Origin of the sequence: Rhodopseudomonas pentothenatexigens (assembly GCF_900218015.1) — a bacterium.
GTDB lineage: Bacteria > Pseudomonadota > Alphaproteobacteria > Rhizobiales > Xanthobacteraceae > Rhodopseudomonas > Rhodopseudomonas pentothenatexigens.
Map to the genome: position 1 here is coordinate 299,434 of NZ_UFQQ01000001.1, position 23,243 is coordinate 322,676.

General features: G+C 66.8%; 23 protein-coding genes. 10 read left to right on the forward strand and 13 right to left on the reverse strand.

What is annotated here, in order from left to right; all coding sequences use genetic code 11:
• Positions 1-5: 5 nt before the first annotated feature.
• From mscL to DWA33_RS01460, 4 genes are all read right to left on the reverse strand, one after another.
• Positions 6-485: a large conductance mechanosensitive channel protein MscL gene (gene mscL / locus DWA33_RS01445; protein WP_114356328.1), complete on the reverse strand. Its 480-nt coding sequence runs from the start codon at positions 483-485 to the stop codon at positions 6-8.
• A 10-nt stretch (positions 486-495) separates the two neighbouring features.
• On the reverse strand, positions 496-1,386 hold the full coding sequence (dapA, locus tag DWA33_RS01450; protein ID WP_114356329.1) for a 4-hydroxy-tetrahydrodipicolinate synthase: 891 nt from the start codon (positions 1,384-1,386) through the stop codon (positions 496-498).
• Positions 1,387-1,508: 122 nt separating this feature from the next.
• On the reverse strand, positions 1,509-1,916 hold the full coding sequence (locus tag DWA33_RS01455; RefSeq protein WP_114356330.1) for a (R)-mandelonitrile lyase: 408 nt from the start codon (positions 1,914-1,916) through the stop codon (positions 1,509-1,511).
• 13 nt (positions 1,917-1,929) lie between these two features.
• Positions 1,930-2,643: a ribonuclease activity regulator RraA gene (locus DWA33_RS01460; RefSeq protein WP_114356331.1), complete on the reverse strand. Its 714-nt coding sequence runs from the start codon at positions 2,641-2,643 to the stop codon at positions 1,930-1,932.
• 220 nt (positions 2,644-2,863) lie between these two features.
• On the opposite strand from DWA33_RS01460, the gene pxpB reads away from it, so the two are divergent.
• The 3 genes from pxpB to DWA33_RS01475 are packed head-to-tail and all read left to right on the forward strand — an operon-like array spanning position 2,864 to position 5,391.
• Positions 2,864-3,592 (forward strand): 5-oxoprolinase subunit PxpB, encoded by a 729-nt coding sequence (gene pxpB, locus DWA33_RS01465; protein WP_114356332.1) that lies wholly within the window; start codon positions 2,864-2,866, stop codon positions 3,590-3,592.
• A complete protein-coding gene (locus DWA33_RS01470) occupies positions 3,589-4,599 on the forward strand; it encodes a 5-oxoprolinase subunit C family protein (RefSeq protein WP_114356333.1) in 1,011 nt (336 codons plus the stop codon). The genes pxpB and DWA33_RS01470 overlap by 4 nt, the downstream gene beginning before the upstream one ends.
• Before the next feature lie 27 nt (positions 4,600-4,626).
• Positions 4,627-5,391: a LamB/YcsF family protein gene (locus tag DWA33_RS01475; protein WP_114356334.1), complete on the forward strand. Its 765-nt coding sequence runs from the start codon at positions 4,627-4,629 to the stop codon at positions 5,389-5,391.
• 19 nt (positions 5,392-5,410) lie between these two features.
• Here DWA33_RS01475 and DWA33_RS01480 read toward each other — a convergent pair whose 3' ends face one another.
• From DWA33_RS01480 to DWA33_RS01495, 4 genes are read right to left on the reverse strand one after another with little or no spacing between them, the layout of a single operon-like run.
• Positions 5,411-6,265: an alpha/beta hydrolase gene (locus DWA33_RS01480; protein WP_114356335.1), complete on the reverse strand. Its 855-nt coding sequence runs from the start codon at positions 6,263-6,265 to the stop codon at positions 5,411-5,413.
• Entirely contained in the window at positions 6,266-7,084 is an 819-nt protein-coding gene (locus DWA33_RS01485) for an ABC transporter ATP-binding protein (RefSeq protein ID WP_114356336.1), read from the reverse strand.
• The gene (locus tag DWA33_RS01490) at positions 7,077-7,964 is read right to left on the reverse strand and encodes an ABC transporter permease (RefSeq protein WP_114356337.1); all 888 of its coding nucleotides are present in this window, start codon (positions 7,962-7,964) and stop codon (positions 7,077-7,079) included. Before DWA33_RS01490 ends, DWA33_RS01485 begins: the two co-directional genes overlap by 8 nt.
• A 7-nt stretch (positions 7,965-7,971) precedes the next feature.
• Positions 7,972-8,928, reverse strand: coding sequence for an ABC transporter substrate-binding protein (locus tag DWA33_RS01495; RefSeq protein ID WP_114356338.1), 957 nt, complete (start codon positions 8,926-8,928; stop codon positions 7,972-7,974).
• A gap of 103 nt (positions 8,929-9,031) precedes the next feature.
• Between DWA33_RS01495 and DWA33_RS01500 the strand changes: the two genes are divergently transcribed.
• Positions 9,032-9,946, forward strand: a complete 915-nt coding sequence (locus tag DWA33_RS01500; protein ID WP_110784303.1) for a LysR substrate-binding domain-containing protein — start codon at positions 9,032-9,034, stop codon at positions 9,944-9,946.
• 395 nt (positions 9,947-10,341) lie between these two features.
• Positions 10,342-11,667 carry a 30S ribosomal protein S12 methylthiotransferase RimO gene (rimO, locus tag DWA33_RS01505; RefSeq protein WP_114356339.1) on the forward strand — a complete coding sequence of 442 codons (1,326 nt, stop codon included), beginning with the start codon at positions 10,342-10,344 and terminating at the stop codon, positions 11,665-11,667.
• A gap of 168 nt (positions 11,668-11,835) precedes the next feature.
• Here rimO and DWA33_RS01510 read toward each other — a convergent pair whose 3' ends face one another.
• From DWA33_RS01510 to pcsA, 3 genes are all read right to left on the reverse strand, one after another.
• Entirely contained in the window at positions 11,836-12,810 is a 975-nt protein-coding gene (locus DWA33_RS01510) for a quinone oxidoreductase family protein (RefSeq protein WP_114356340.1), read from the reverse strand.
• Between the two features lie 80 nt (positions 12,811-12,890).
• Entirely contained in the window at positions 12,891-13,613 is a 723-nt protein-coding gene (locus tag DWA33_RS01515) for a TerC family protein (RefSeq protein ID WP_114356341.1), read from the reverse strand.
• Positions 13,610-14,341, reverse strand: a complete 732-nt coding sequence (gene pcsA, locus DWA33_RS01520) for a phosphatidylcholine synthase (RefSeq protein ID WP_114356342.1) — start codon at positions 14,339-14,341, stop codon at positions 13,610-13,612. Before pcsA ends, DWA33_RS01515 begins: the two co-directional genes overlap by 4 nt.
• Before the next feature lie 132 nt (positions 14,342-14,473).
• Between pcsA and DWA33_RS01525 the strand changes: the two genes are divergently transcribed.
• Complete coding sequence (locus DWA33_RS01525) at positions 14,474-15,670, forward strand: UbiH/UbiF family hydroxylase (RefSeq protein ID WP_114356343.1); 1,197 nt, start codon at positions 14,474-14,476, stop codon at positions 15,668-15,670.
• Between the two features lie 5 nt (positions 15,671-15,675).
• Here DWA33_RS01525 and DWA33_RS01530 read toward each other — a convergent pair whose 3' ends face one another.
• Entirely contained in the window at positions 15,676-16,632 is a 957-nt protein-coding gene (locus tag DWA33_RS01530; RefSeq protein WP_114356344.1) for an AEC family transporter, read from the reverse strand.
• Between the two features lie 121 nt (positions 16,633-16,753).
• Here DWA33_RS01530 and hspQ point away from each other — a divergent pair, with 121 nt between their 5' ends.
• Positions 16,754-17,086 carry a heat shock protein HspQ gene (hspQ, locus tag DWA33_RS01535; protein ID WP_011158219.1) on the forward strand — a complete coding sequence of 111 codons (333 nt, stop codon included), beginning with the start codon at positions 16,754-16,756 and terminating at the stop codon, positions 17,084-17,086.
• A gap of 111 nt (positions 17,087-17,197) precedes the next feature.
• Here hspQ and DWA33_RS01540 read toward each other — a convergent pair whose 3' ends face one another.
• Positions 17,198-17,947, reverse strand: a complete 750-nt coding sequence (locus DWA33_RS01540; protein WP_114356345.1) for an invasion associated locus B family protein — start codon at positions 17,945-17,947, stop codon at positions 17,198-17,200.
• A 216-nt stretch (positions 17,948-18,163) separates the two neighbouring features.
• Between DWA33_RS01540 and DWA33_RS01545 the strand changes: the two genes are divergently transcribed.
• Genes DWA33_RS01545 through DWA33_RS01555 form a run of 3 tightly spaced genes read left to right on the forward strand, consistent with a single transcriptional unit; the run spans position 18,164 to position 22,860 of the window.
• Positions 18,164-20,038 carry an extracellular solute-binding protein gene (locus tag DWA33_RS01545; RefSeq protein WP_114356346.1) on the forward strand — a complete coding sequence of 625 codons (1,875 nt, stop codon included), beginning with the start codon at positions 18,164-18,166 and terminating at the stop codon, positions 20,036-20,038.
• 4 nt (positions 20,039-20,042) lie between these two features.
• Positions 20,043-21,578, forward strand: coding sequence for a class I adenylate-forming enzyme family protein (locus DWA33_RS01550; protein ID WP_114356347.1), 1,536 nt, complete (start codon positions 20,043-20,045; stop codon positions 21,576-21,578).
• A 49-nt stretch (positions 21,579-21,627) separates the two neighbouring features.
• The gene (locus DWA33_RS01555) at positions 21,628-22,860 is read left to right on the forward strand and encodes a GGDEF domain-containing protein (RefSeq protein ID WP_114356348.1); all 1,233 of its coding nucleotides are present in this window, start codon (positions 21,628-21,630) and stop codon (positions 22,858-22,860) included.
• The last annotated feature ends 383 nt before the right edge of the window (positions 22,861-23,243 follow it).

The following is a 23,243-nucleotide window of genomic DNA, read 5'->3' on the forward strand; positions in this document are numbered from 1 at the left end:
GCCGCCTATGGCGACGGGCCGGCGCCCTTTTTCAACAGATCCCTGATCTCGGTCAGCAGCTCTTCCTGCCGGGTCGGGGTCGGTGGCGGCGCTTTGGTCTCCTCGGCCCGCTGTTTCAGCTTGTTCAGCGACCGGATCACTGCGAACAGCACCGCCGCGATGATCAGGAAATTCAGCGTCACCGTGAGGAAATTGCCCCACGCCAGCACCGCGCCCTGCTTCTTGGCCTCCACCAGCGTGTTGGCGGTGACCGACTTCGACAGCGGCGTGAAGTAGTTGGAGAAATCCAGCCCGCCGGTGACCGCGCCGATGATCGGCATGATCACGTCGCCGACCAGCGAGGTTACGATCCCGCCGAACGCCGCACCGATGATGACGCCGACGGCGAGGTCGACGACATTGCCCTTCATCGCGAAATCGCGAAACTCCTTGAGAAGCCGCGAGCCCTTCTGCTCGAGGTGACGGACGGAATCGGTGCTGGTCATGCGCTCCCTGTCAGTTGATCACTCCTGCGTGCACCATCGCCGCACGGATCGTCTTGCCGGTCGGCTCGGTCACCGGCATCAGCGGCAGCCGGACCTCTTCCTGAATCCGGCCGAGCAGCGTCAGGCCGTGCTTGGCCCCTGCCACGCCCGGCTCCTTGAACACCGCGTCGTGCAGCGGCACCAGACGGTCCTGGATCTTCAACGCACCCACATAGTCGCCGGCGAACACCGCGCCCATCAGCTCCGAACACAGCTTGGGCGCGATGTTCGACACCACCGAGATGCAGCCGTGGCCGCCCGCCGCCATGTAGGCCAGCGCGGTCATGTCCTCGCCTGAGAGCTGGATGAAGTCGGGGCCCATCGCGTGGCGCTGCTGCGACACCCGGCCGAGATTGGCGGTGGCGTCCTTGACGCCGACGATGTTGTCCAGCTCGTACAGCCGGCTCATGGTGTCGACCGACATGTCGACCACCGAGCGCGGCGGGATGTTGTAGATGATGATCGGGATTCCGATCGCATCGTTGACCGCCTTGAAGTGCTGATACATGCCCTCCTGGGTCGGCTTGTTGTAGTACGGCGTCACCACCAGCACCGCATCGGCGCCGGCCTTCTCGGCGTGGCGCGCCAGTTCGACGGCTTCGCGGGTCGAGTTGGAGCCCGCCCCGGCGATCACCGGCACGCGGCCCTTGGCCTCTTCGATGCACCACTCGACCACCTTGTGGTGCTCCTCGTGGCTCAGGGTCGGGCTCTCGCCGGTGGTTCCGACCGGCACCAGGCCATGGGTGCCCTGCTCGATCTGCCAGTTCACCAGGCTGCGAAACGCCTGCTCGTCGAGCGCGCCATTTTTGAACGGCGTGACCAAGGCGGTGTACGACCCCCGAAATTTCGTCTTGGCTGCCATTCCGTTCTCCTCAACGCCCGCGACCTTGCAACGAAGCGCCCTTCATATCGAGTCCCCGCCGCACGCGAAAGGGTTCCATCGGCGGAGAAACCGGCGGTTTTGAGGATTCGGACGGGCTGCCGTCAGACCGAGGGCGCGACGGCGTAGTCGTCGTCGGAGACGTGCTCCATCCAGGTGGCGAAACTGCCGTCCAGCGCCTCCTGCATCGCAATATGGGTCATGCCGTTGGTCGGCGAGGCGCCGTGCCAATGTTTCTCGCCGGGCGGAATCCACACCACGTCGCCGGCGCGGATCTCGCGCACCGGTCCGCCTTCGGTCTGAATCCGCCCCACGCCGGTCACGACGTACAGGGTCTGGCCGAGCGGATGGGTGTGCCAGGCGGTACGGGCGCCGGGTTCGAACGCCACCCGGGTCGCGGCCAGCCGCGCCGGCGCCGGGGCGGCAACGATCGGGTCCTGCCACACCGTGCCGGTGAAATAGTCCTTCGGTGCCTGCTGGGTCGGGCGTGAGCCGGCCGCGAAGATATCCATCGATCGATGCTCCTTACGACTTGTCGGCCTTGTCCTTGAACGCGGCATAGCGCGCCTTGGTTTCGGCGTTCATCGGGTACAGGCCGGGCAGCACCGCACCGTTGTTGACCTCGTCGACGATCCAGCCTTCCATCCGCTCCTGCTCCGGCCCCTCGGCGAGAACGTGATCGAGCAGCGCCTGCGGGATCAGCACCGCGCCGTCCTGATCGGCGACGATGATGTCCTTCGGGAACACCGCGACGCCGCCGCAGCCGATCGGCTGTTCCCAGCCGACGAAAGTCAAGCCGGCCACCGACGGCGGCGCCGCCGCGCCGTCGCACCACACCGGCAGGCCGGTGCCGAGCACGCCTTCGAGGTCGCGCACCACGCCGTCGGTAATCAGCGCTTTGATACCGCGCTTGACCATGCGGGCGCACAGAATGTCGCCGAAGATGCCGGCATCCTTGATGCCCATCGCGTCGACCACGGCGATGCAGCCTTCCGGCATCGCCTCGATCGCGGCCCGGGTCGAGATCGGCGAGGCCCAGGACTCCGGCGTCGCCAGATCCTCGCGCGCCGGCACGAAGCGCAACGTGAACGCCTCGCCGACCAGCCGCGTCGCTCCCGGCCGCAGCGGCCGCGCGCCGCGCATCCAGACGTTGCGCAGTCCCTTCTTCAGCAGCACCGTGGTGAGGGTCGCGGTGGAGACGCGCGACAGGATGTCGATGGCTTGCGGGGTCAGTGACATGAAGGGAGAGCTCCAGTGATTGTCGGCGCATCTTGCGGGCCGCGACTGCCGCGTCAAGACGCATCCCCGCGCGCGGCAGCACGGCGCGGTGCATGGCGATCATCGCATTTTATCACCCCTGCGGAGGCAGACTTATCGGCGGCGCGATCGTTGTGAAGTGATTTTCACGACGGCGGAAAACGCGCTATCGGAGCCGGTAGCTTTGTGAGATCGTTGCCGGATGACCACCCCGCCTCCCCGATTGCTGCCGAGCGGTGACACCGCGATCACCGTCGAGTTCGGCCGGGATATCAGCGACGAGTCTAGTCGACGCGTGCTCGCGCTCGACCGCAAGCTGACGCAGAGTCCGGTCGCCGGCATCGTCGAAACCGTGCCGACCTATCGGTCCCTTTTAGTGCATTACGATCCGGAGACGATCGGCTTCGGCGCGCTGTCCGATCAGCTCACCACGCTCGCGCAGGCGCTCGACGACGGCGAGACCGTCGCCAAGCGCCGCTGGCGGATTCCGGTGTGCTACGGCGGCGAGCACGGCATCGATCTGGACGACGCCGCGCGCGCGCTGAACACCACGCCCGACGCGCTGGTGGCGCGCCATGCCGCCGGTGATTATCGCGTCGCGATGATCGGCTTCACGCCGGGCTGGTCGTATCTGTCGGGCCTCGATCCGGCGCTGGCAATGCCAAGGCGGCAGGCGCCGCGGCTGCACACGCCGGCCGGCACGGTGTCGGTCGGCGGCATCCAGACCGGCATCCAGTGTCTGGCCGGACCGAGCGGCTGGCACCTGCTCGGTCGCACGCCGGTGCGGACCTATCAGTTGCACAGGGAGCCGATCTTTCTGCTCGAGCCCGGCGACGCGATCAGCTTCACGCAGATCGACGCCAAGGAGTTCGCCGAGCGCGACGATGCGGCGTCCCACGGCGAGATCGTGGCAGAACTGCTGAGCGCATGACGAGGCTCGTGATTGACAGCGTCGGCCCCGTCACCTCGGTGCAGGACGCCGGCCGCCACGGCGCGCAGCGTTACGGCCTTCCGCCCAGCGGCGCGATGGACCGGCTGTCGCTCGCTGCGGCCAACGTGCTGGTCGGCAACAGCGCATTCGCGGCCGCGATCGAGCTCGGCCCGCTGGGCGCGAAACTCAGTGTGCGCGACGGCGCGGCGCGGCTGGCGCTGACCGGCGCCGAGCGACCCGCCGCGATCGATGGGACGCCACTCGCCTTCAACGAATCCTTCACGCTCGCCGAAGGCCAGATCCTTACCCTCGGCGTCGCGCGCGGCGGCGTGTTCAGCTATCTCGGAATCGAGGGCGGCGTCGGCGGCGAGCCGATGTTCGGTAGTCTCGCGGTCAATGCGCGCGCCGGCCTCGGCAGCCCGTATCCGCGGCCGCTGCAGGCGGGCGATACGATCGCCGTCAAGTCTGCGGCGCCGGCGGCCGAGCGCCGCCTCGATCTGCCGGAGCAGCCCGATGCGCCGATCCGCGTCGTGCTCGGTCCGCAGGACGATGAGTTCGGCGAAGCAGTCGCCACCTTCCTGGCCGGCGAATGGACGATCTCGGCGACCAGCGACCGGATGGGCTATCGTCTCGACGGTCCGCAGATCCCGCATCTGCACGGCCACAACATCGTCTCGGACGGCACGGTCGATGGCAGCATCCAGGTTCCCGGTTCGGGCCAGCCGATCGTGCTGATGCCCGACCGCGGCACCAGCGGCGGCTATCCGAAGATCGCCACGGTGATCTCGGCCGATCTCGGCCGGCTGGCGCAACGCCAACCCGGCAGGCCGTTCCGCTTTGAGGCGGTGAGTGTCGACGAGGCGCAGTCGGCGTATCGGGCGATGGCCAAATTGATCCGCTCGTTGCCCGACCTGCTGCGCGACGCGCAGCACGCCACCATCGACCTCGACGCGCTGCTCACCGCCAACGTCGCCGGCACCGCGATCGACGCGCTGACGGCGGAGTAATCGAATCCGACGACGGGACCAATCGAGATGAAGATCGACCTGAACTGCGACCTCGGCGAAGGCTTTGGCGTCTGGCAGATGGGCGACGATGCGGCGATGATGCAGATCGCCACCAGCGTCAACATCGCCTGCGGCTTCCATGCCGGCGATCCGGACATCATGCACGCGACCGTGAAGCTGGCGAAGCAGAACGGCGTCGCGATCGGCGCACATCCGGGCTTCCGCGACCTGCACGGTTTCGGCCGTCGTCCCGTACCGGGGATAACCGCAGCGGAAATCGAGAACCTCGTCGCCTATCAGATTGGCGCGCTGCAGGCGGTTGCGGCCCTGGCGGGCCACAAGGTCACCCACGTCAAGGCGCACGGCGCGCTGTCGAACGTCGCCTGCGAAGACGACATGACCGCGCGCGCGATCGCGGCGGCGATCAAGGCGGTCGATCGGACGCTGGTGTTCGTCGTGCTGGCGAATTCGAAATTGATGCTGGCGGGTGAAGCCGCCGGCCTGCCGCTGGCGCACGAAGTGTTTGCCGATCGCGCCTACGAGGACGACGGCAATCTGGTGTCGCGCAAGAAGCCCGGCGCGGTGCTGCACGATCCGGCGGCGATCGCCGAGCGGGTGCTGCGGATGGCGCAGGACGGCGCCGTGGTGTCGGTCACCGGCAAGGTGATCAAGATGCGCACCGACACCGTCTGCATTCACGGCGACACCACAGGCGCAGTCGAGATCGCCCGCGGGGTCCGGCAGAAGCTCGAGGCCAGCGGCATCACGGTCGCGCCGTTCGCCGCAGCGTAAGCGGAGCAGCGGCGCTCCGCTATCTCCGCGCCAGGGTCACGAGTTCGGCGGTGAGTGCGCCGTTCGCGCTGGCGAGTTCATCCAGGATCGAGAAATGGTGGTGCCCAGGCAGCGTTCGCTGCCTGACGCGCAATCCGACGCGGCGCCCGACGTCGGCGTAGTCGGCCGATTGACGGCGCAGTTCCGGCAGTTCGTCGCCGCCGACCACCAGGGATTGCGGCGCAGTGCCGAGCTGCGCCCGCCGGATCGGACTGAGCAGCTCGACCTCGCCGCGGTCGAGCTGCAGCAGATCGTTGAGATAGCACAGCGCGATCGGGTCGAGATCGAAGATGCCGCTGACGCAGAGCGCGCCCCTCACCTCCGGGCGCGTCGCAGCGACCGATGCCAGGTGTCCTCCGGCCGACCAGCCGCCGACCACGATGCTGCCACGGTCGAATCCGAACTGGTCGGCATGGCCGGCAAGATACTCCAACGCCTGATCGACCTCGGCGACGATGTCCGACAGACGTGCGGCCGGCGCCAGCGTGTAGCCGACGACGGCGACATCAATGCCGCGGACGTTCGGACCGTCGGCGACGAACGAGAACATCTCCTTGGAATTGCGCTGCCAATAGCCGCCGTGCAGGAACACCAGCAGCGGTGCGCCCGCTTCTCCGGAACCGAAATAATCCAGCGAGGTTCGCTCGCGCCCCGCATAGGGAATGTCGAGCCGCACGTTCGGCCCGGCGCGGCGAACGGCGCTGCGCTCGCTCCAACGCGCCAGCCACTGCGGGCTGTCGCCGACAGCCGCGCTGTTGTTGTAGGCGGCGTCGAGCGCCGTGCGATCCATCCCGCGATAGATCGCGTGCGAAGCATGGGAGATTGAAACGTCCACTCAGGAATCCGCCGTCGCTGCAACCTTGCGGCCGGCGCCGACATGGCTGGTCAGTTGCTGCGTGATGCTGCGCCGAAGCGTGTTGAACTCGACCGACGCGACGTCGCGCGGCCGCGGCAGCTCGATCTCGACGTCTCGATCGATCCGGCCGGGTGCCGAACTCATCACCACGACGCGATCGGCGAGCAGCACCGCCTCTTCGACCGAATGGGTCACGAAGATCACCGTCAGTTTGGTGGTGCGCCAGATCTCGATCAGCTCTTCCTGCAGCGCCGCGCGGGTCAGCGCGTCGAGCGCGCCGAACGGCTCGTCCATCAACAGGATGTCGGCGTCGTTGGCGAGCACCCGCGCGATCGCCACCCGCTGCTTCATGCCGCCGGACAGTTGATGCGGATAGCGGTCGGCGAACGCCGACAGGCCGACCATCGCCATGAACCGGTCGGTGAGCTTGTCGACTTCTTTCGGAGCGACCCGGCGATGGCTCGGCCCGAACCCGATATTCTGCCGCACCGTCAGCCACGGAAACAGCGCGTAGTCCTGAAACACCATGCCGCGGTCCGGGCCGGGTCCGCTGACCTCGCAGCCGTACACGGCGACCGAGCCCTGCGTTGCCGTCTCGAACCCGGCAATGATCCGCAGCAGGGTCGACTTGCCGCAGCCCGAGGCGCCGAGCAGGCAGATGAACTCGCCCTTGCGCACTGTCAGATCGACGCTGCGCAGCGCCTCGACCGGTCCGTTCGAAGCTTCGTAGATCTTGCTCAGCCCGCTCACCTCCAGGATCACCGGCGGCGCGTCGCGATTGGTGGTTTGATCAAGCATGGTGCTGCGGACTCCAGCGCAGGAAGTAGTTGCTGAGCATCACCAGAATCCGGTCCGACACGAATCCGGTGATCCCGATGATGATCATGCCGGTGATGACGAGATCGGTGCGCGACAGCGTGCGGCCGTCCATGATCACCGCGCCGAGGCCTTCCGGCACGCCGGTCATCTCGCCGACCACGATCAGGATCCAGGCGAACGACGCGCCGAGCCGCAGACCGTTGAAGATGCTCGGCAGCGCCGCCGGCAGCACGACGGATCTGAACAATTGCGGTCCGTTGCAGCCGAGCATGCCGGCGGCTTCGAACAGCCGAACGTCGACCGACTTCACCCCGAACACGGTGTTGAGCAGGATCGGGTAGAACGCGCCGAGAAACACCAGGAACACCGCGGATTTCGGTCCCAGCCCGAAGAAGATCATCGACAGCGGCAGCCAGGCCGTCACCGGAATCGGCCGCAGCAGCGACAGCGTCGGATCCAGCAGCGCGCGCAGCAGCGGAATCCGGCCCAGCATCAGGCCGAGCGGAATGCCGATCAGCGCCGCCAGGAAGAAGCCGCCATAGACCCGCTGCACCGACTTCCAGAAGTGGATCGGCAGGCTGGCGCTGTAGGCGTCGTCATAGATCCCGCCGAAGGCGAAATCCCACATCATCGTCGCGACGCCGGACGGCGGCGGAACCAGCCGGGTCCCGGTCCAGCGCACCATCAGGTCCCACGCCAGCAGCAGGCCCAGCGGTACGATCAGAGCCAGCGCGGTGGCACGCAGCCTCGCTGCCAGCTTGCGCAATTGGCGGGTGCTGTCGCGCGCGGGCGCGGCGACAGCCTTGGTGATCGACGGGCTGCTCATCGCGGACCGAGAGACCGTGCTTTCGAAGCTCATCGGCCGCTCACGACGCCGAAATCGCCTTGATGAAGCTCGGGTCGATGAAGGTCTTGTAGTCCGGCAGCTGCCGGATCTGCTTCTTGTCGAGCATTTGCGTGCCGTAATACTGCGCCTGCTTCAGAAACAGATCGTCGATCTTCCAGGTCAGTTCGACGTTCGGCGCCGCCTGCTCGATCGAAGCTTTCTGCTGGCCGAGCTTCTGCATCGCCATCTCGACGAACGCCTCGCGGTTGCTCATCGCGTATTCGCTGGCCTTGCGGTGCACCTTCAGCAGCGTGCGGATCAGTTCGGGGTCCTTCTCGATCAGTTCACGTCGCGTGCTCAGCACCATGTTGAGCGACCCGGTCGGGGTCGAGTACGGATACTCGACGATCTTGCCGACGCCGCTGGCGAGGCTGATACCGGCCGCCGGCTCGGCGCCCACATAGGCGTCGATGTCTCCGCGCGCCAGCGCCGGCGCCATGTCGCTGAACGAGACGCGGACCGACTGGATGTCCTTGATCGTCATGCCTTCGGCGGCCAGCCGGTCGAGGATCACGACCTCCTGGGTCGAGCCGGGCCAGATCGCGACCTTCTTGCCCTTGAGATCCTTGATGCTGGCGATGCCGGAATCCTTGCCGGCGACCACCGCCATGCCGCGGTTGCAGGCGGCGCCGACCACCACGACCGGCTCGCCGTTGGCGCCGCCGAGCGTCGCCGCGGCGAGACCGAAGATGCCGAAATCGACCGAGCCGGTGACCACGGCGTTCTTGCCGTCGGTCGGGCTCTCGAACGGGACCACCACGACCTTGACGCCGGCCGGCACGAATTTCTCGTAGAAGTACGGGGTGATGCCGTGGATCAGCTTCAAGGTCCCGACCTTGATGACGCGATCCTCCGCGAGCGCCGTCAGGCTGGTGGCGGCAAGCGCGGTCGCGGTCACCGCGAGGCGAATGAAGTGGCGTCTAGTGGTGTTGTGCATGGCTTCCTCGCTGCTGATCCCGGCAAGGGCCACTGTAGTTGCGACGCAATAACTTCAGAAATTTATTGTTTATATCGGTTTTATAAATGGGCTTAATAGAACGATGCTCGCTCCGCTCGACCTCCGCCTGCTGCAGACCTTCATCGTGCTGGTTCAGACCGGCAGCTTTTCCGAGACCTCGCGGCGGCTGGGCCGCACCCAGCCGGCCGTCAGCCTGCAGCTCAATCGGCTCGAAGAAGCGACCGGCGCGCCGCTGTTCACCAAGGTCGGCCGCAAGCTGGTGCTGACCAATCACGGCGAACTGGTGCTCGGCTATGCCCGCACCATCATGGGGCTGCAGGACGAATTGCGCGCCCGGCTCGCCGCGCCGAAACTCGACGGAGCGGTCGTATTGGGAATGCCCGATCTCTATGCGGCCTATCTGCTACCCGGCATCCTGTCGGATTTCCGCAGCGCCTATCCCAACGTCGATGTCGAGCTGAAATGCGCGCTGTCCAGCAAGCTGATGGCTGCGGTCGAGAAAGCCGAGATCGACCTTGCGATCGTCACCGGCATGCCCGCGTTCAAGGTCGGAGAACTGGTCGCGCAGGAGGATCTGGTCTGGGTCACGTCGGAGCGCGGCTCGGTCCATCTCGAAAATCCGGTGCCACTGGCGATGCTGCCGCCCGGCAACATCTTCCGCGATTTCGGTCTGGCGGCGCTGGAAAGCATCGGCCGGATCTGGCGGCTGAGCTGCATCAGCGAGAGCATCAGCGGCATTCAGGCCGCGGTGTTCGCCGGCATCGCCGTCAGCGTGGTCGGCAAGAGCTCGGTGCTGCCTGGAATGCGTGTGCTCGGCCGCAGCGACACCTTTCCCGCCCTGCCCAAGGTCGACCTGGTGCTGTACCGATCGGCGCGGAGTTCCAACCCCGCAGCGGAAGCGCTGGCCAGCGTCATCGTCCGGCACTTCGCGAATTCGGCGCTGGCTCCGGCGGCGCGCTTCATGCGCACCCAGGCCGGCAGCGGGTCGCATGAATAGACGTGGTCTGGCTCCAGCTTACGGCAGCCGCAGATGCGGCGTGGCGACCACAATTGCGCCGATCAGGCCGATCGCGGCAGCAAGCGCCAGCAATTCGATATGAACGACGGTCATTCGCGCCCGCGCCAAGGCGGATTGAGCATGCAAAATCTGGCGTCGCATCATTGTTCTCCATGTTCGACAGCTTCACAAAAGCCCGAACGCTGCAGTCCGCAAGCCAGCCCGCGAAATAACAACGGCACACGCGCCGGGGTCCCGGAACCGGCAAAAATCCTCCCCTGACGGAACCGCAGACGACCGGAACGTTCTCGCCGCCCCGATCCGTCCGCCGCCCTTGCCAGCGCCGTCGTTCGGGGCTAGCTCCTCCGGCACCCAATCCAGGCAGTTTTCGATCCATGCAGCAGGCCGCCGCGCCCAAGATCAGTTTTGTTTCGCTCGGATGCCCCAAGGCCCTGGTCGATTCCGAGCGCATCATCACCCGGCTGCGCGCCGAGGGGTACGAACTCGCCCGCAAGCACGACGGCGCGGACCTCGTGATCGTCAACACCTGCGGCTTCCTCGACAGCGCCAAGCAGGAATCGCTGGCGGCGATCGGCGAAGCGATGGCGGCCAACGGCAAGGTGATCGTCACCGGCTGCATGGGCGCCGAGCCGGAGCAGATCGAGGCCGCCTATCCCGGCGTGCTGTCGATCACCGGACCGCAGCAATACGAGAGCGTGCTCGATGCGGTGCATCGCGCCCGGCCGGCGCTGCACAATCCGCATCTCGATCTGGTGCCGCCTCAGGGCGTGCGGCTGACGCCGCGGCACTACGCGTATTTGAAGATCTCCGAGGGCTGCAACAACCGCTGCAGCTTCTGCATCATCCCGAAGCTGCGCGGCGATCTCGCTTCGCGCCCCGCCGCCGACGTGCTGCGCGAAGCCGAGAAGCTGGTCGCCGCCGGCGTCAAGGAACTGCTGGTGATCTCGCAGGATACTTCGGCCTACGGCGTCGATCTCAAATACGCCGAGAGCCCGTGGAAGGATCGCAGCGTCCGCGCCAAATTCCTCGATCTGGCGAACGAGCTCGGCGAGCTCGGCGCCTGGGTGCGGCTGCACTACGTCTATCCGTATCCGCATGTCGACGAGGTGATCGGCCTGATGGCCGACGGCAAGGTACTGCCCTATCTCGACATCCCGTTCCAGCACGCCAGCCCCGACGTGCTGAAGCTGATGAAGCGCCCGGCGGCGCAGGACAAGACGCTGGACCGGATCAAGCGCTGGCGCGAGATCTGCCCCGACCTGTCGCTGCGCTCGACCTTCATCGTCGGCTTCCCCGGCGAGACCGAGCGCGACTTCGAATTTCTGCTCGACTGGCTCGACGAAGCCGAGATCGACCGCCTCGGCGCCTTCAAGTACGAGCCGGTCGCCGGCGCGCCGTCGAACGCGCTGGAGGATCAGATCCCCGACGAGGTCAAGCAGGAGCGTTGGAACCGGCTGATGGCGCGGCAGCAGGCGATCTCGGCGCGGCGGCTGAAGCGCAAAGTCGGCACCCGCCAGCAGGTGATCATCGACGAGATCGGCCCGACCGTCGCCAAGGGCCGCTCCAAAGCCGACGCGCCGGAGATCGACGGCGCCGTCTATCTTTCGAGCCGCCGCCCGTTGCGCATCGGCGAAATCGTCACCGCCAAGATCGACCGCGCCGACGCGTATGATCTGCACGGGACGGTGGCGGGGTTCTGAATTCGCCTCTGGCGCACGGCGACTCGACAACTAATCACGTCATCGCCCGGCTTGACCGGGCGACCCAGTATTGCAGAGCGCTGATTGCTTTACACCAGCGCTCCGGAATACTGGGCCCTCCGCTTTCGCGGAGGGTGACGGCTCGCGATGGGGTGATGTTGTACGACCTTACGGCTTCAAAATCGACGCCCCGGTCGTCACCCGCCCTTCCAGATCGATATGCGCTTTCGCGGCGTCCTTCAGCGCGTAGGCGTGATTGATCGGGACGTGCAGCTTGCCTTCGATCACCGCCGAGAACAGCGTGTCGGCGCCTTCGATCAGCTCCTTGCGGGTGCCGACGTAGTCGTTCAGCTTCGGCCGGGTCGCGAACAGCGAGCCGTGATTGTTGAGTTCGGCGAGCGCGAACGGCGGCACCGGACCGGACGCATTGCCGAACGACACGAACAGCCCGCGCGGCTTGATGCACTTCAGCGAACCGGGGAACGTCGCCTTGCCGACGCCGTCGTAGACCACGTCGCACAGTTCGTTGCGGCTGATCTGCTTGACCCGCGCCACCCAGTCCTCCTCGTTGTAGAGGATGACGTGATCGCAGCCGTTGGCCAGCGCCAGGTCGGCCTTGGCCTTCGAGCCGACGGTGCCGATCGCATGCGCGCCGAGCGCCCGCGCCCACTGGCAAGCGAGCAGCCCGATGCCGCCGGCGGCGGCGTGGATCAGCACGCGATGGCCGGGCTCGACCTTGAAGGTCTTGTGCAGCAGGTACCACACCGTCAGGCCCTTGAGCATCAGCACGGCGCCCTGCTCGTAGGTGATGTGGTCGGGCAGCTTCACCAGTTTGGCGGCTTCGATGTTCCGCTCGGTGGCGTAGCCGCCGAGATTCGAATAATACGCAACGCGATCGCCGGGATGGAAATTGGTGACGTGCGGACCGACCGCGACCACCTCGCCGGCCGCCTCGTTGCCGATCACGAACGGCAGCGTCGGCGCCTTGTACAGGCCGGTGCGAAAATACACGTCGATGAAGTTGAGGCCGACCGCATGCTGGCGGATCCGGACCTCTCCTTCGCCCGGCGGCGTCAGCTCGACGCTCTCGTAGACCAGGGCTTCCGGTCCGCCCACCTGATGCACCCGCACCGCCTTCGTCATTCTCGTCCCCTCGGTCTCATCTGAGCGTCACCGAAAGCCATCGCCCCGGTGTTGTCAACCGGCCGGCGGCGGCCGGCCGTTCAGCGCGGCTTCAGCCGGTTGCGCTTGGCGAGCACGTTGAAGAACTCCACCGCCGCCGAGAACAGGATCGCGAAGTAGACGTAGCCGCGCGGGATGTGAAAGGCGAAGCCGTCGGCCACCAGCGCGACGCCGATCAGCACCAAGAACGCCAGCGCCAGCATTTTGGTGGTCGGATGTTCGGAGACGAACCGCGCCACCGGACCGGACGAGACGTACATCACCGCCATCGCGATCAGCACCGCGGCGACCATGATCTCGATATCCTGGGCCATGCCGATCGCGGTGATGATCGAATCGATCGAAAATACCAGGTCGACCACGACAATCTGCGCGATGACCCAGAAAAACGCCCGGTCGGCGGTCGATGCCTGCGTCTCGCCGTGATTGGCTTCGACCTCGGCGTGAATTTCGTGGGTCGCCTTGGCGATCAGGAACAGACCGCCGGCAATCAGGATGATGTCGCGCCACGAGAACGCCTTGTCGGCGATGCTGAACACCGGTGCGGTGAGTCCGATCAGCCAGACCAGCACGCTCAGCAGCAGCAGGCGGAACAGCAGCGCGAGCGCGAGTCCGATCTGCCGCGCCCGGGTCGCCTGCGGTTCCGGGATGCGCGAGACCAGCACCGACAGGAAGATCACGTTGTCGATGCCGAGGACGATTTCGAGAGCCGTCAGCGTCAAAAGCGCGGCCCAGGCTTCGGGGCTGGAGAGCAGTTCGATCATCGGGGGTCTCGTCGGAGCAAGCGGAGGACGGTGTCGGCGCAGCCGAGATACAGCGCGATCGCGCACAGGGCGATCGTCACCGGGGCTGCGACTTCGAAATCGCGCAGGATCGCGTAGCCGGCCAGCACGGCCCACAGCGCGGTCAGCGCCAAAGTCAGCGCGCGCAGCCGCGCCACGCGCACCGGATGGACGAACCGAAACGGCACGAAGGTGAGAACGATCAAGACGGCGATCCCGACGCTGCCGACGATCGCCGGCGGGTGCAGCAGAAACAGATAGAACGCCGCGGCGTTCCACAGCGCCGGGAAGCCGCGGAAGTGATTGTCCTCGGTCTTCATCCGGCGGTCGGCGAAGTACATCGCCGAACTGATCACGATGCCGACGCCGAGCACCGGCGCCGCGATCGGCATCAGCAGGCCGCTGGCGGTGATGGCGTAGGCCGGTACGAACACGTAGGTGACGAAGTCGACAACCAGATCGAGCACGTCGCCCGACCATTGCGGCTGCAGCCGGGCGACGTCGAGCCGCCGCGCCAGCGGGCCGTCGATCGCATCGATCAGCAGCGCCAGGCCGAGCCAGCCGAACATCGCCGCCCAATGCTGCCGCACCCCTTCCAGCAGCGCCAGAAGCGCGACCGCCGCCCCCGCAGCCGTCAACAGGTGCACGCCCAGCGCAGCAGCGCGACGTAAGTGCGATCCAAGTGGCGGTGGAGGGTCCTGCGGTGTCATCGAACGTCGTGCATATCAGGTTGAGAGGCGATCTGCACAATCGTTGCGGCGTTCGGTCGCGCAAACGACTAGGAACGTTAATGTTTCGCGGCGGACTTGAAATCGTCGCGGGCCGGGGCAATTGTCCCCGGCATGACCCAGAGCCTGCTCGAGCCCAACAACTTTGATGCCATCGTGGTCGGCGGCGGCCCCGCCGGCCTCACCGCCGCCATTGCGCTCGCCGACAGCGGCGCCATCACCGCCCTGGTCGCTCGGCGAATGCCCTACGGCGACAACCGTACCACGGCCCTGCTCGGCGATTCGATCGATATCCTGGACCGGCTCGACGTCTGGCGGCGCTGCTCGGGCAAGGCCGCGGCGCTGCGGGCGATGCGGCTGGTCGACGATACCGGGCGGCTGATCCGGGCACCTGAGGTCAAGTTCGTGTCGGATGAGATCGGCATGGACGCATTCGGCTACAATATCGAGAATCGTACGCTGCTGATCTCGCTCGAGGAGCGCGCCGCCGAACTGTCGAACATCGAGCGGTTCGACGACGAGGCGGACAGCGTCGTTCCGGGCGACGACGAAGCGATCGTGCGGCTGCGCGGCGGCACGACGCTGTCGGCAACACTCGTCGTGGGAGCCGACGGCCGGCAATCGCAGTGCCGCGAAGCCGCCGGCATCAAGGTGAACAGCCGGGCGCTGCACCAGTCGGCGCTGACCTTCAACGTCAAGACCACCCGCTCCCACGACAACATCTCGACCGAGTTTCACACCAAGGAAGGCCCGTGCGTGTTCGTGCCGCTGCCCGGCAAGCGCATGAGCATCGTCTGGGTCGCGGCGCCGAAGGAAGCGCAGCGGCTGATGGCGCTGTCCGATGACGAACTCTCGGCTGCGGCGGAAAAGCAGTCACAGTCGATCTACGGCAAGATGACCGTCGAGCCCGGCCGCAATCTGTTTCCGCTGGCGATCGAGAAGCCTGCCGCTTACGCGCAGCGGCGGATTGCGCTGGTGGGTGAGGCCGCTCATGTGGTGCCGCCGATCGGGGCGCAGGGGCTGAACATGGGGCTGCGCGACGCCGGCGACCTCGCCGAGATCGTGCGCCAAGCGATCGAGAGCGGCGCCGATATCGGCTCGGATGCGGTGCTGGCACGCTACGGCCGCAGCCGCGGCCCGGACATCGCCAGCCGCACCGCCGCGATCGACATCGCCAACCGCACCCTGCTCAGTGGCTTGTTACCGGTGCAGATGGTGCGGGCGGCGGGGATGCAGCTGCTCGGGGCGGTGGGCCCGCTGCGCCGTTTCGCCATGCGCGAGGGGCTGTCGCCGTTCTGGCGCTCGATCTGACGCCCCTACCCCGGGAACGGGATCTGCCCGGTCCGGATCAGCCACATCACGGTGGTGAGCGTCACCACCGAGACGAACGTGCCGATCAGCACCGCCACCGATGCCGGCTCGACCCAGGTGTTGTACTGCCGGGCGATCACGAACACATTCAGCGCCGGCGGCAGTGACGCCATCAGCACCGCGGTCGCCGCCCATACCGGCGAGAACGGCCCGAACGCCAGCACTAGGCCAAACACGATCACCGGGTGCAGCAGCAGCTTGACCGCCACCAGGCTGGGGATCTCCCACGGCACCCGGCCGAGCGGCCGCAGCGCCACGGTGACGCCGAGCGTGAACAGCGCCACCGGCGCCGCGGCGTTCTGCAGGAACGCCAGCATCTTGTCGACCGCGACCGGCAGCTCGACATGGAACGCGGCGGCTGCCGCTCCGCAATAGGCGGCGACGATCAGCGGATGCAGCAGGATCTCGCGCAGCACCGCCAGGATGGTCGGGATCAGCGGCCGCTTGTCGGCGGCAGTCAGCGCCATGCCGAGCGGCACGACCGAGAACAGGAAGATGGTGTCGAAGCAGAAGATCAGAGCGGTCGGGGCCGCCGCCTGCGTGCCGAGGACAGCCAGCGCCAGGCCCGGGCCCATGTAGCCGATATTGCCGTATCCACCCGACAGAGCCGCCATCGTCGCCTCGCGCATCGACAGCTTGCCGATCAGCCGGCCAAGCATCCCCGACAGGAAGAACGCGATTGCGGTCGCCAGCGTCGTCGCCAGCACGAACGGCAGATTGTTGAGCTCCTCGAACGGCGTCTTCGACATGATCCGGAAGAACAGCGCCGGCAGCGAGACGAACACCAGGAAGAAGTTCATCCAGACCAAGCCGGCCTCGGGAAACTTCTTCCAGCGTCCGCAGGCGAAGCCGACGAAGATCAGGCCGAAATACGGCAGCGCGAGGTTGAGAATGTCGATCATGCGGGATGCGGCAGCGGGGATGGAACCGTGCGGTATCAGGGAAACCCCGGGTCGGCCACCGCGGGGCAGACTCGCCGGTTTACCACTAGCGTCCGCCGCCAAGCTGGTCTATCCGACTCCGATGATCAAAACGCGAACCGCAAAGTTTCAGATCGGCCAGATCGTCCGCCACCGGATCTTCTCGTTCCGCGGGGTGGTGTTCGACATCGATCCGGAATTCGCCAACACCGAAGAATGGTGGCTGGCGATTCCCGAAGAGGTGCGGCCGAGCAAGGACCAGCCGTTCTACCATCTGCTCGCAGAGAATGCGGAGTCGGAGTACGTCGCCTATGTGTCGGAGCAGAACCTGCTGCCCGACGATTCCGGCGAGCCGATCCGGCATTCCCAGGTCGCCGAGATCTTCATCAAGGACAAATCCGGCGGCTACCGGCCGCGCAATCCGTCGCTGAATTAGCTGGCCTCGCCGGCGCGGGCAGCGATCCGCCCGCGCGACATCGATCGATCGCTCAAACGACGAAGGGCGCCCACCGGGGCGCCCTTCGCATTTGTGGAGACCTGCAGCGCGTTACTTCGCGGCCGGATTGCCGCCCGCCGGCGCTTGCGCCTCGAGCTTCTTGCGCTGCTCTTCGGCGCGCTTCTGCAATTCTTCCTGCAGCTTCTTCTGGGTCTCTTCGAACTGCTTCGGATCGGTCGGCGGGCCGTCATAGGCCTTGGCGAACTCGGCCAGCGGCAGCGGCAGCGTCAGCGGCGCGCCGTTGGAATTGATCGCCTGCACGATCAGGTTCTGGCCCTTCTTGAGCTGATTGATCAGATCCGGCGTCGCTTCGTAGTCCGACATGCAGCCGTTGGCGAAGCAGATCACATACGGGCTCTGCTGCGGCGCGTTGCTGTCGACGATGATGCGGGTGCCGTGGACGAGCTGCATGCCGAGCGGCAGCGTCACGCGCAGGATCTTCTTCGGCTCGCCTTCCGGCTCGATGATGACCGCGGCGATCACCGGCTGACCGGATTCGATGCGGCCGTCCTTGCCGGTGAAGCACACCTGCTTGGCATTGGCGTCCTGGCCCTTGAGGCAGAACTTGGTCCAGGGCGCATAGATCAGCTGCACCTGCTGCTGCTCGGGCGCAGGAGCCTGCTGCTGCGCCGGCGCCGGCGCGGCCTTCGGCGCCGCCTTGGGGGCTGCCTTCGGGGCCGCCGGCTGCTGCTGGGCCTGCGCGCCGGGGGCGATGGTCAACGCGGCGAACGCGGTCGCTGCCAGCAGGGCGAAGGCCCGCCCGCGCAGCCCGGCCGACACGACCAAGTTGCAAGACTTCATTCGGAAAACCCTTTCTGAAACGGTCGCGCACCCCAACCGCGACGCGGGAGCGACATTCGGCCGTTGGCCGCTGTCTCGGTGCCAATTGAGGCGGTTACGTGACGAGCCGGTGGGCATCATCGATTGCCCGCCTTCAATACATCGGCGAACGAAAAGATCAATGGCAACAATCCTTCGGCGCCGGTTTCCCGGCGCCGATGTGGTAAAAATAAAGGCGTGGGACGCGCCGAATCAGATCACCGCTTCATCCGCCGGATCAAGGCTTTCGCCTGCGCCGCCGTGATCGGAACGGCATGGTGCAGCAGCGCGGCAGCGGACAGCGCGCCTGCCGCAGGTCAGACGCCGGGGATCGTCAGCCACGCGATTGCGATGCACGGCACACCGGCTCAACCGCCCGACTTTGCCGCGATGCCTTACGTGAATCCGGAGGCCCCGAAGGGTGGCCGAATGATCGCCAGCGTGGTCGGCGCCTTCGACAGCCTCAATCCGTTGATCGTCAAAGGCATCGCAGTGCAGCAGATGCGCGGCTATGTGATCGAGAGCCTGTTGGCGCGCGGCCACGACGAACCGTTCACACTGTACGGACTGCTCGCGCGCTCGGTCGAAACCGACGACATGCGCAGCTACGTCACCTTCCGGATCGATCCACGCGCCAAGTTCTCCGACGGAAAGGCTGTCACGGCCGAGGATGTGCTGTTCTCGTGGCGCCTGTTGCGCGACAAGGGGCGGCCGAACCACCGGCTGTATTACGGCAAGGTCGCCCGTGCAGAGGCCCTCGATCCCCTCACCGTCCGGTTCGATTTCGGCGGGGTGCCGGACCGCGAACTGCCGCTGATCCTCGGCCTGATGCCGGTGCTTCCGCGCCACGCGGTCGATCCGGACAGCTTCGAGGACACCTCGCTGAAGCCGCCGCTCGGCTCCGGCCCCTACCGCGTCACCAACGTTCAGGCCGGCACCAGCGTCACCCTCACCCGCGATCCGAACTATTGGGGCCGCGACCTGCCGATCAACCGCGGCCTGTGGAACTTCGACGAGGTGCGGATCGACTATTTCCGGGAGGCGAACGCCCAGTTCGAGGCGTTCAAGCGCGGCCTTTACGACTTCCGCGTCGAGACCGACCCGCTGCGGTGGAGCGAAGGCTACGACTTTCCGGCGGCACGGCGCGGCGAGGTGATCCGCGACGCGATCAAGCCTGGCACGCCGGAGCCGACCGACACGCTGGTGTTCAACACCCGCCGCCCCGTATTCGCCGATGTCCGGGTGCGCGAGGCGCTGCTCAATCTGTTTGATTTCAACTGGATCAATCGCAGCTACTTCTTCGATCTGTACACCCGCTCCGCGGGGTTTTTCGGCGGCTCGGAGCTGTCGGCCTACGGCCGTGCCGCCAGCGACGGGGAGCGCAGGCTGCTGCAGCCGTACCTGCCGCGGCTCCGCACGGACATTCTCGACGGCAGCTACCGGCTCCCGGAGAGCGACGGCTCGGGGCGCGATCGCGCCGGCCTGCGCCGGGCGCTCGACCTGCTCGAGCAGGCCGGCTACCAGCTCGACGGCACCGTGCTGCGCCGGCGTGATACACACCAGGCCCTCACCTTCGAGCTGCTGGTGACCACTCGCGAGCAGGAGCGGATCGCGCTGGCGTTCGCCCGCGACCTGAAACGCGCCGGCATTGCCGTATCGGTCCGCACCGTCGACGCGGTGCAGTTCGATCAGCGCCGCCTCGCCTACGATTTCGACATGATCCCGAACCGCTGGGACCAGTCGCTGTCGCCCGGCAACGAGCAATCGTTCTATTGGGGCAGCGACGCCGCCGACACGCCGGGCACGCGCAACTATATGGGCGCCAAAGATCCGGCGATCGACGCGATGATCGCCGCGCTGCTGCGTGCCCGCGGCCGGGCCGATTTCGTCGACGCAGTGCGTGCACTCGACCGTGTGCTGATCTCGGGGTTCTACGTGGTCCCTGTGTACAGCATCCGCGAGCAATGGATCGCGCGCTGGAATCGGATAGAACGTCCCGAGGACATTGCCCTGACTGGTTATCTTCCCGAAACTTGGTGGTACCGGCCGCCGCAGCCCCCGCCGCAGAGGTGATCCCGTGAGCCAGCCCAACACCTCGCCGACGCTCGACGGACTGTTTCGCCGCACCCTCGCCCGTCAGCCGGATGCGATCGCGCTGATCGACCCGCCGGACAAGCAACGCATCACCGGGCAGCAGCCGCGGCGCATGACCTACGCCGAGGCCGACCGCGCCATCTCGGCGCTGGCCGCGCATTTCGTCACCGCCGGTCTCCCGAGCAATTCGGTGATTGCGGTGCAACTGCCGAATACCATCGAATTTCCGCTCACCGTGCTGGCGGCACATCGCGCCGGGCTCGTCGTCGCGTTGCTGCCGCAGCTCTGGCGCCACGCCGATCTCACCGCAGCGCTGAATCGCACCGGCGCGCGGGCGATCGTCTCGACGCGCTGGATCGACGGCGTCAGCCACGCCGACCTCGCCATGAATGCCGCCGCGGAAGCGTTCTCGATCCGCCACGTCTGCGGGTTCGGCGACGACCTGCCCGAGGGCATGGCTTCGCTCGACGTCGCGATGACCGACGACAGCGCGCTGCCGCCCGCTCCCGGGCTGCAGGAAGCCCGCCGCGCCGCGGTGATCTCGTTCGACACCACCGGCGATGGCGTCCGCGCGATCCCGCGCAGTCACCTGCATCTGATCGCCGGCGGGTTGGTGGTCTTTCTCGAAAGCGCGATGCCGCAGGGCGCGGTGATGCTGTCGGCACAGACACCGGCGACATTCGCAGGGCTGGCTTCGTCGATGGTGCCGTGGCTGCTGAGCGGCGGCACGCTGGCCTTGCATCACCCCTTCGACGATACCGTGCTGGAGCGGCAGGTGGTCGACCTCGGCTGTCAGGCGCTGGTGGCGCCGGCGCCGCTGGCGCTCCGGCTCGGCGAAGCCGGCCTCGCGGCACAGGCGCCGTCGCTGCGCAGCGTCGTCGGGCTGTGGCGTGCCCCCGAGCAGGTCGCCTCCAGTTCGAACTGGATCGGCGCGCCGGCCAACTTCACCGATATCTATCTGTTCGGCGAAGCCGGACTGTTCGGTGCCCAACGCACCGCCGATGGCACCCCGGCAGCGATCATGCCGGGCCCGCATACAGCCCCCCGCGACCATGCGGGCGGTTCGACCGCGGGTGAAATCCTGATCACGCCGAAAGGCACGCTCGGACTGCGCGGCCCGATGGTGACGCTTGCGGCCTACGCGCCGTTGCCGCCGCTCAACAGCTCGATCCCGATGGCGCCGCCGCCGGACTTCGTCGACACCGGCTATGCGGCCAGGCTCGACCGCACCACCGGCGCGGTCTGTATCACCGCGCCGCCGGCCGGCGTCATGGCGGTCGGCGGCTATCGCTTCCTCGCCCAGGACCTGCAGGAATGGGCGAAGCGGCTCGGCCAGGGCGCGCTGCTCACCGCGCTGCCGGACCGGCTCAGCGGCTACCGCCTCGCGGGCCGTGCCCAGGATAATCCAAGAGCTCGTGAAGCACTTGCAGAACTCGGGCTAAACCCTTTGATGGTCGAGGCCTTCCGCGACGCGCCAAAGGTCGATGAAAACCGCGCATCGACGTTGACGCCGCATTAACAGCGTTCGCTTACGGTTTCCCGCCTCGACCGCGGGAGCCGTTCTCGGAATGTCGTACCACGCGCCTATCCTCGTCGTGACCGACGATGAAAGCTCGCCGACCCTCGCAGCACTGACGGACGCCGAACTGTTTCCAGTGCTGGCGTCATCGTGGCCGGAGGCCGGCGAAGCTGTCGGCAGGCTGCGTCCGTCGGCCGTGGTTGCGGATGGCGGAGCGCCGGTTCGGTCTCTCGAAGTACTCGCCCGCCAGATCGCGTTGCTGCAGCCTTACGTGCCGCTGATCGCGATCGGGACCGATGGCGGCCTGCCTGACAACGTGATGCCGTTCAGCGCTGATCCGCGCGACCTGGTCCATCTTGCGCCCCGGCTGCGCGCCGCGCTGCGGGTGCGGACGCTGCACGCCACCGCGATGCGGCGCCTGACCGATCCGAGCGGCCTCACCGACCTGTCCGACACCGACCCGCTGCAGGACGCCACCGTTCTGCTGATCGGCCGCGGCGCGGCCTACCCGGCGCTGTCGGTCGCGCTCGGCGAACGCGTCGGGGTGGTCGGCGCGCTGTCGATCGAGGCCGCCGCCAAGCATCTCAACGTCCGCGATCTCGACGGCATCGTGCTGGCCGAAGGCTTCAGCCCGCGCGTGGTCGACGCCTTTCTCACCGTGCTGTCGGAAGACACCCGATTCCGGCATCTGCCGATCGTGGTCGGCATACCGGCACCACACGGGAGCTTCGAGCTGCCCAATCTCGAATTCGTCGATGGCGATCCGGCCCGGATCGTCGGCGCCGCGCTGCCGCTGGTGCGCCAGCACGCCTTCGAGGCCCGCCTCACCCGCACGCTGGCTTCGCTCGATGCCGGCGGCCTGCTCGACCCCCGCACCGGCCTGCTCACCGAGGCTGCGTTCGAGCGCGATTTTGCCACCGCGGTGTATCAGGCGCAGAGCCGCGGCGAAGGCCTGTCGGTCGCGCGCTTCGTCCTGCACCGTGCCGATCAGCGGGCGGTCAACGACGCCGCCCGGATCGTCAGCCGGCTGATGCGCAAGATGGACTTCGGCACGCTGCAGACCGACGGCACGCTGCTGGTGGTGTTTGCGGCGACCGACCTGCGTAGCGCCCAGGCGATCGCACGCCGGCTCAGCAGCGTGATCAGACAGACCGCCCACAGCGCCCGGCGCGAGGCGCGGATCGATCCCGACGTCAGCGTCGCCACCCTGATGCCGGACGAATCCGCCCGCGCCATCCTGACCCGCGTCGTGCAGCAGGACCGTCGCCGCGCGGCGTCATAAGAGCCGCAGGCTAGAGGTGGTCCGTTCTCAGTTGAATCTGGAGCGCACTTCGGAGTACTCCCAACAAGCACAAACCTCATGGTGAGGAGGCGCGAAGCGCCGTCTCGAACCATGCGCCGCAAGCCATGCGGCTTCTCATCCTTCGAGACGCCCGGCTTTGCCGGGCTCCTCAGGATGAGGTCTCCCTGCCCTAGGGGAGGGCAAGCCTGGCATCGATGAAGCGGACTAATCTGATAACGAGATCCCCGTCATTGCTGTGCAAGTTCAATAATTCGGTGATCGAATCCACCCATCAGGGAGGCTTCGATGCGCGACAACAGTTTCGACCGGACGATCGAGCGGAATTACATCCAGAAATGGCGGTTTCTGATGGCCGAGTACGA

Bases quoted from the DNA above. Each gene is read 5' to 3' on its own strand.
- pcsA (WP_114356342.1), bottom strand. From the start codon at position 14,341: ATGACACCGCAGGACCCTCCACCGCCACTTGGATCGCACTTACGTCGC.
- DWA33_RS01475 (WP_114356334.1), top strand. From the start codon at position 4,627: ATGAAGATCGACCTGAACTGCGACCTCGGCGAAGGCTTTGGCGTCTGG.
- DWA33_RS01555 (WP_114356348.1), top strand. From the start codon at position 21,628: ATGTCGTACCACGCGCCTATCCTCGTCGTGACCGACGATGAAAGCTCG.
- DWA33_RS01495 (WP_114356338.1), bottom strand. From the start codon at position 8,928: ATGCACAACACCACTAGACGCCACTTCATTCGCCTCGCGGTGACCGCG.
- DWA33_RS01460 (WP_114356331.1), bottom strand. From the start codon at position 2,643: ATGTCACTGACCCCGCAAGCCATCGACATCCTGTCGCGCGTCTCCACC.
- DWA33_RS01515 (WP_114356341.1), bottom strand. From the start codon at position 13,613: ATGATCGAACTGCTCTCCAGCCCCGAAGCCTGGGCCGCGCTTTTGACG.
- dapA (WP_114356329.1), bottom strand. From the start codon at position 1,386: ATGGCAGCCAAGACGAAATTTCGGGGGTCGTACACCGCCTTGGTCACG.
- DWA33_RS01510 (WP_114356340.1), bottom strand. From the start codon at position 12,810: ATGACGAAGGCGGTGCGGGTGCATCAGGTGGGCGGACCGGAAGCCCTG.
- DWA33_RS01470 (WP_114356333.1), top strand. From the start codon at position 3,589: ATGACGAGGCTCGTGATTGACAGCGTCGGCCCCGTCACCTCGGTGCAG.
- mscL (WP_114356328.1), bottom strand. From the start codon at position 485: ATGACCAGCACCGATTCCGTCCGTCACCTCGAGCAGAAGGGCTCGCGG.
- DWA33_RS01525 (WP_114356343.1), top strand. From the start codon at position 14,474: ATGACCCAGAGCCTGCTCGAGCCCAACAACTTTGATGCCATCGTGGTC.
- DWA33_RS01490 (WP_114356337.1), bottom strand. From the start codon at position 7,964: ATGAGCTTCGAAAGCACGGTCTCTCGGTCCGCGATGAGCAGCCCGTCG.
- DWA33_RS01540 (WP_114356345.1), bottom strand. From the start codon at position 17,947: ATGAAGTCTTGCAACTTGGTCGTGTCGGCCGGGCTGCGCGGGCGGGCC.
- DWA33_RS01530 (WP_114356344.1), bottom strand. From the start codon at position 16,632: ATGATCGACATTCTCAACCTCGCGCTGCCGTATTTCGGCCTGATCTTC.
- DWA33_RS01500 (WP_110784303.1), top strand. From the start codon at position 9,032: ATGCTCGCTCCGCTCGACCTCCGCCTGCTGCAGACCTTCATCGTGCTG.
- DWA33_RS01455 (WP_114356330.1), bottom strand. From the start codon at position 1,916: ATGGATATCTTCGCGGCCGGCTCACGCCCGACCCAGCAGGCACCGAAG.
- DWA33_RS01485 (WP_114356336.1), bottom strand. From the start codon at position 7,084: ATGCTTGATCAAACCACCAATCGCGACGCGCCGCCGGTGATCCTGGAG.
- rimO (WP_114356339.1), top strand. From the start codon at position 10,342: ATGCAGCAGGCCGCCGCGCCCAAGATCAGTTTTGTTTCGCTCGGATGC.
- hspQ (WP_011158219.1), top strand. From the start codon at position 16,754: ATGATCAAAACGCGAACCGCAAAGTTTCAGATCGGCCAGATCGTCCGC.
- pxpB (WP_114356332.1), top strand. From the start codon at position 2,864: ATGACCACCCCGCCTCCCCGATTGCTGCCGAGCGGTGACACCGCGATC.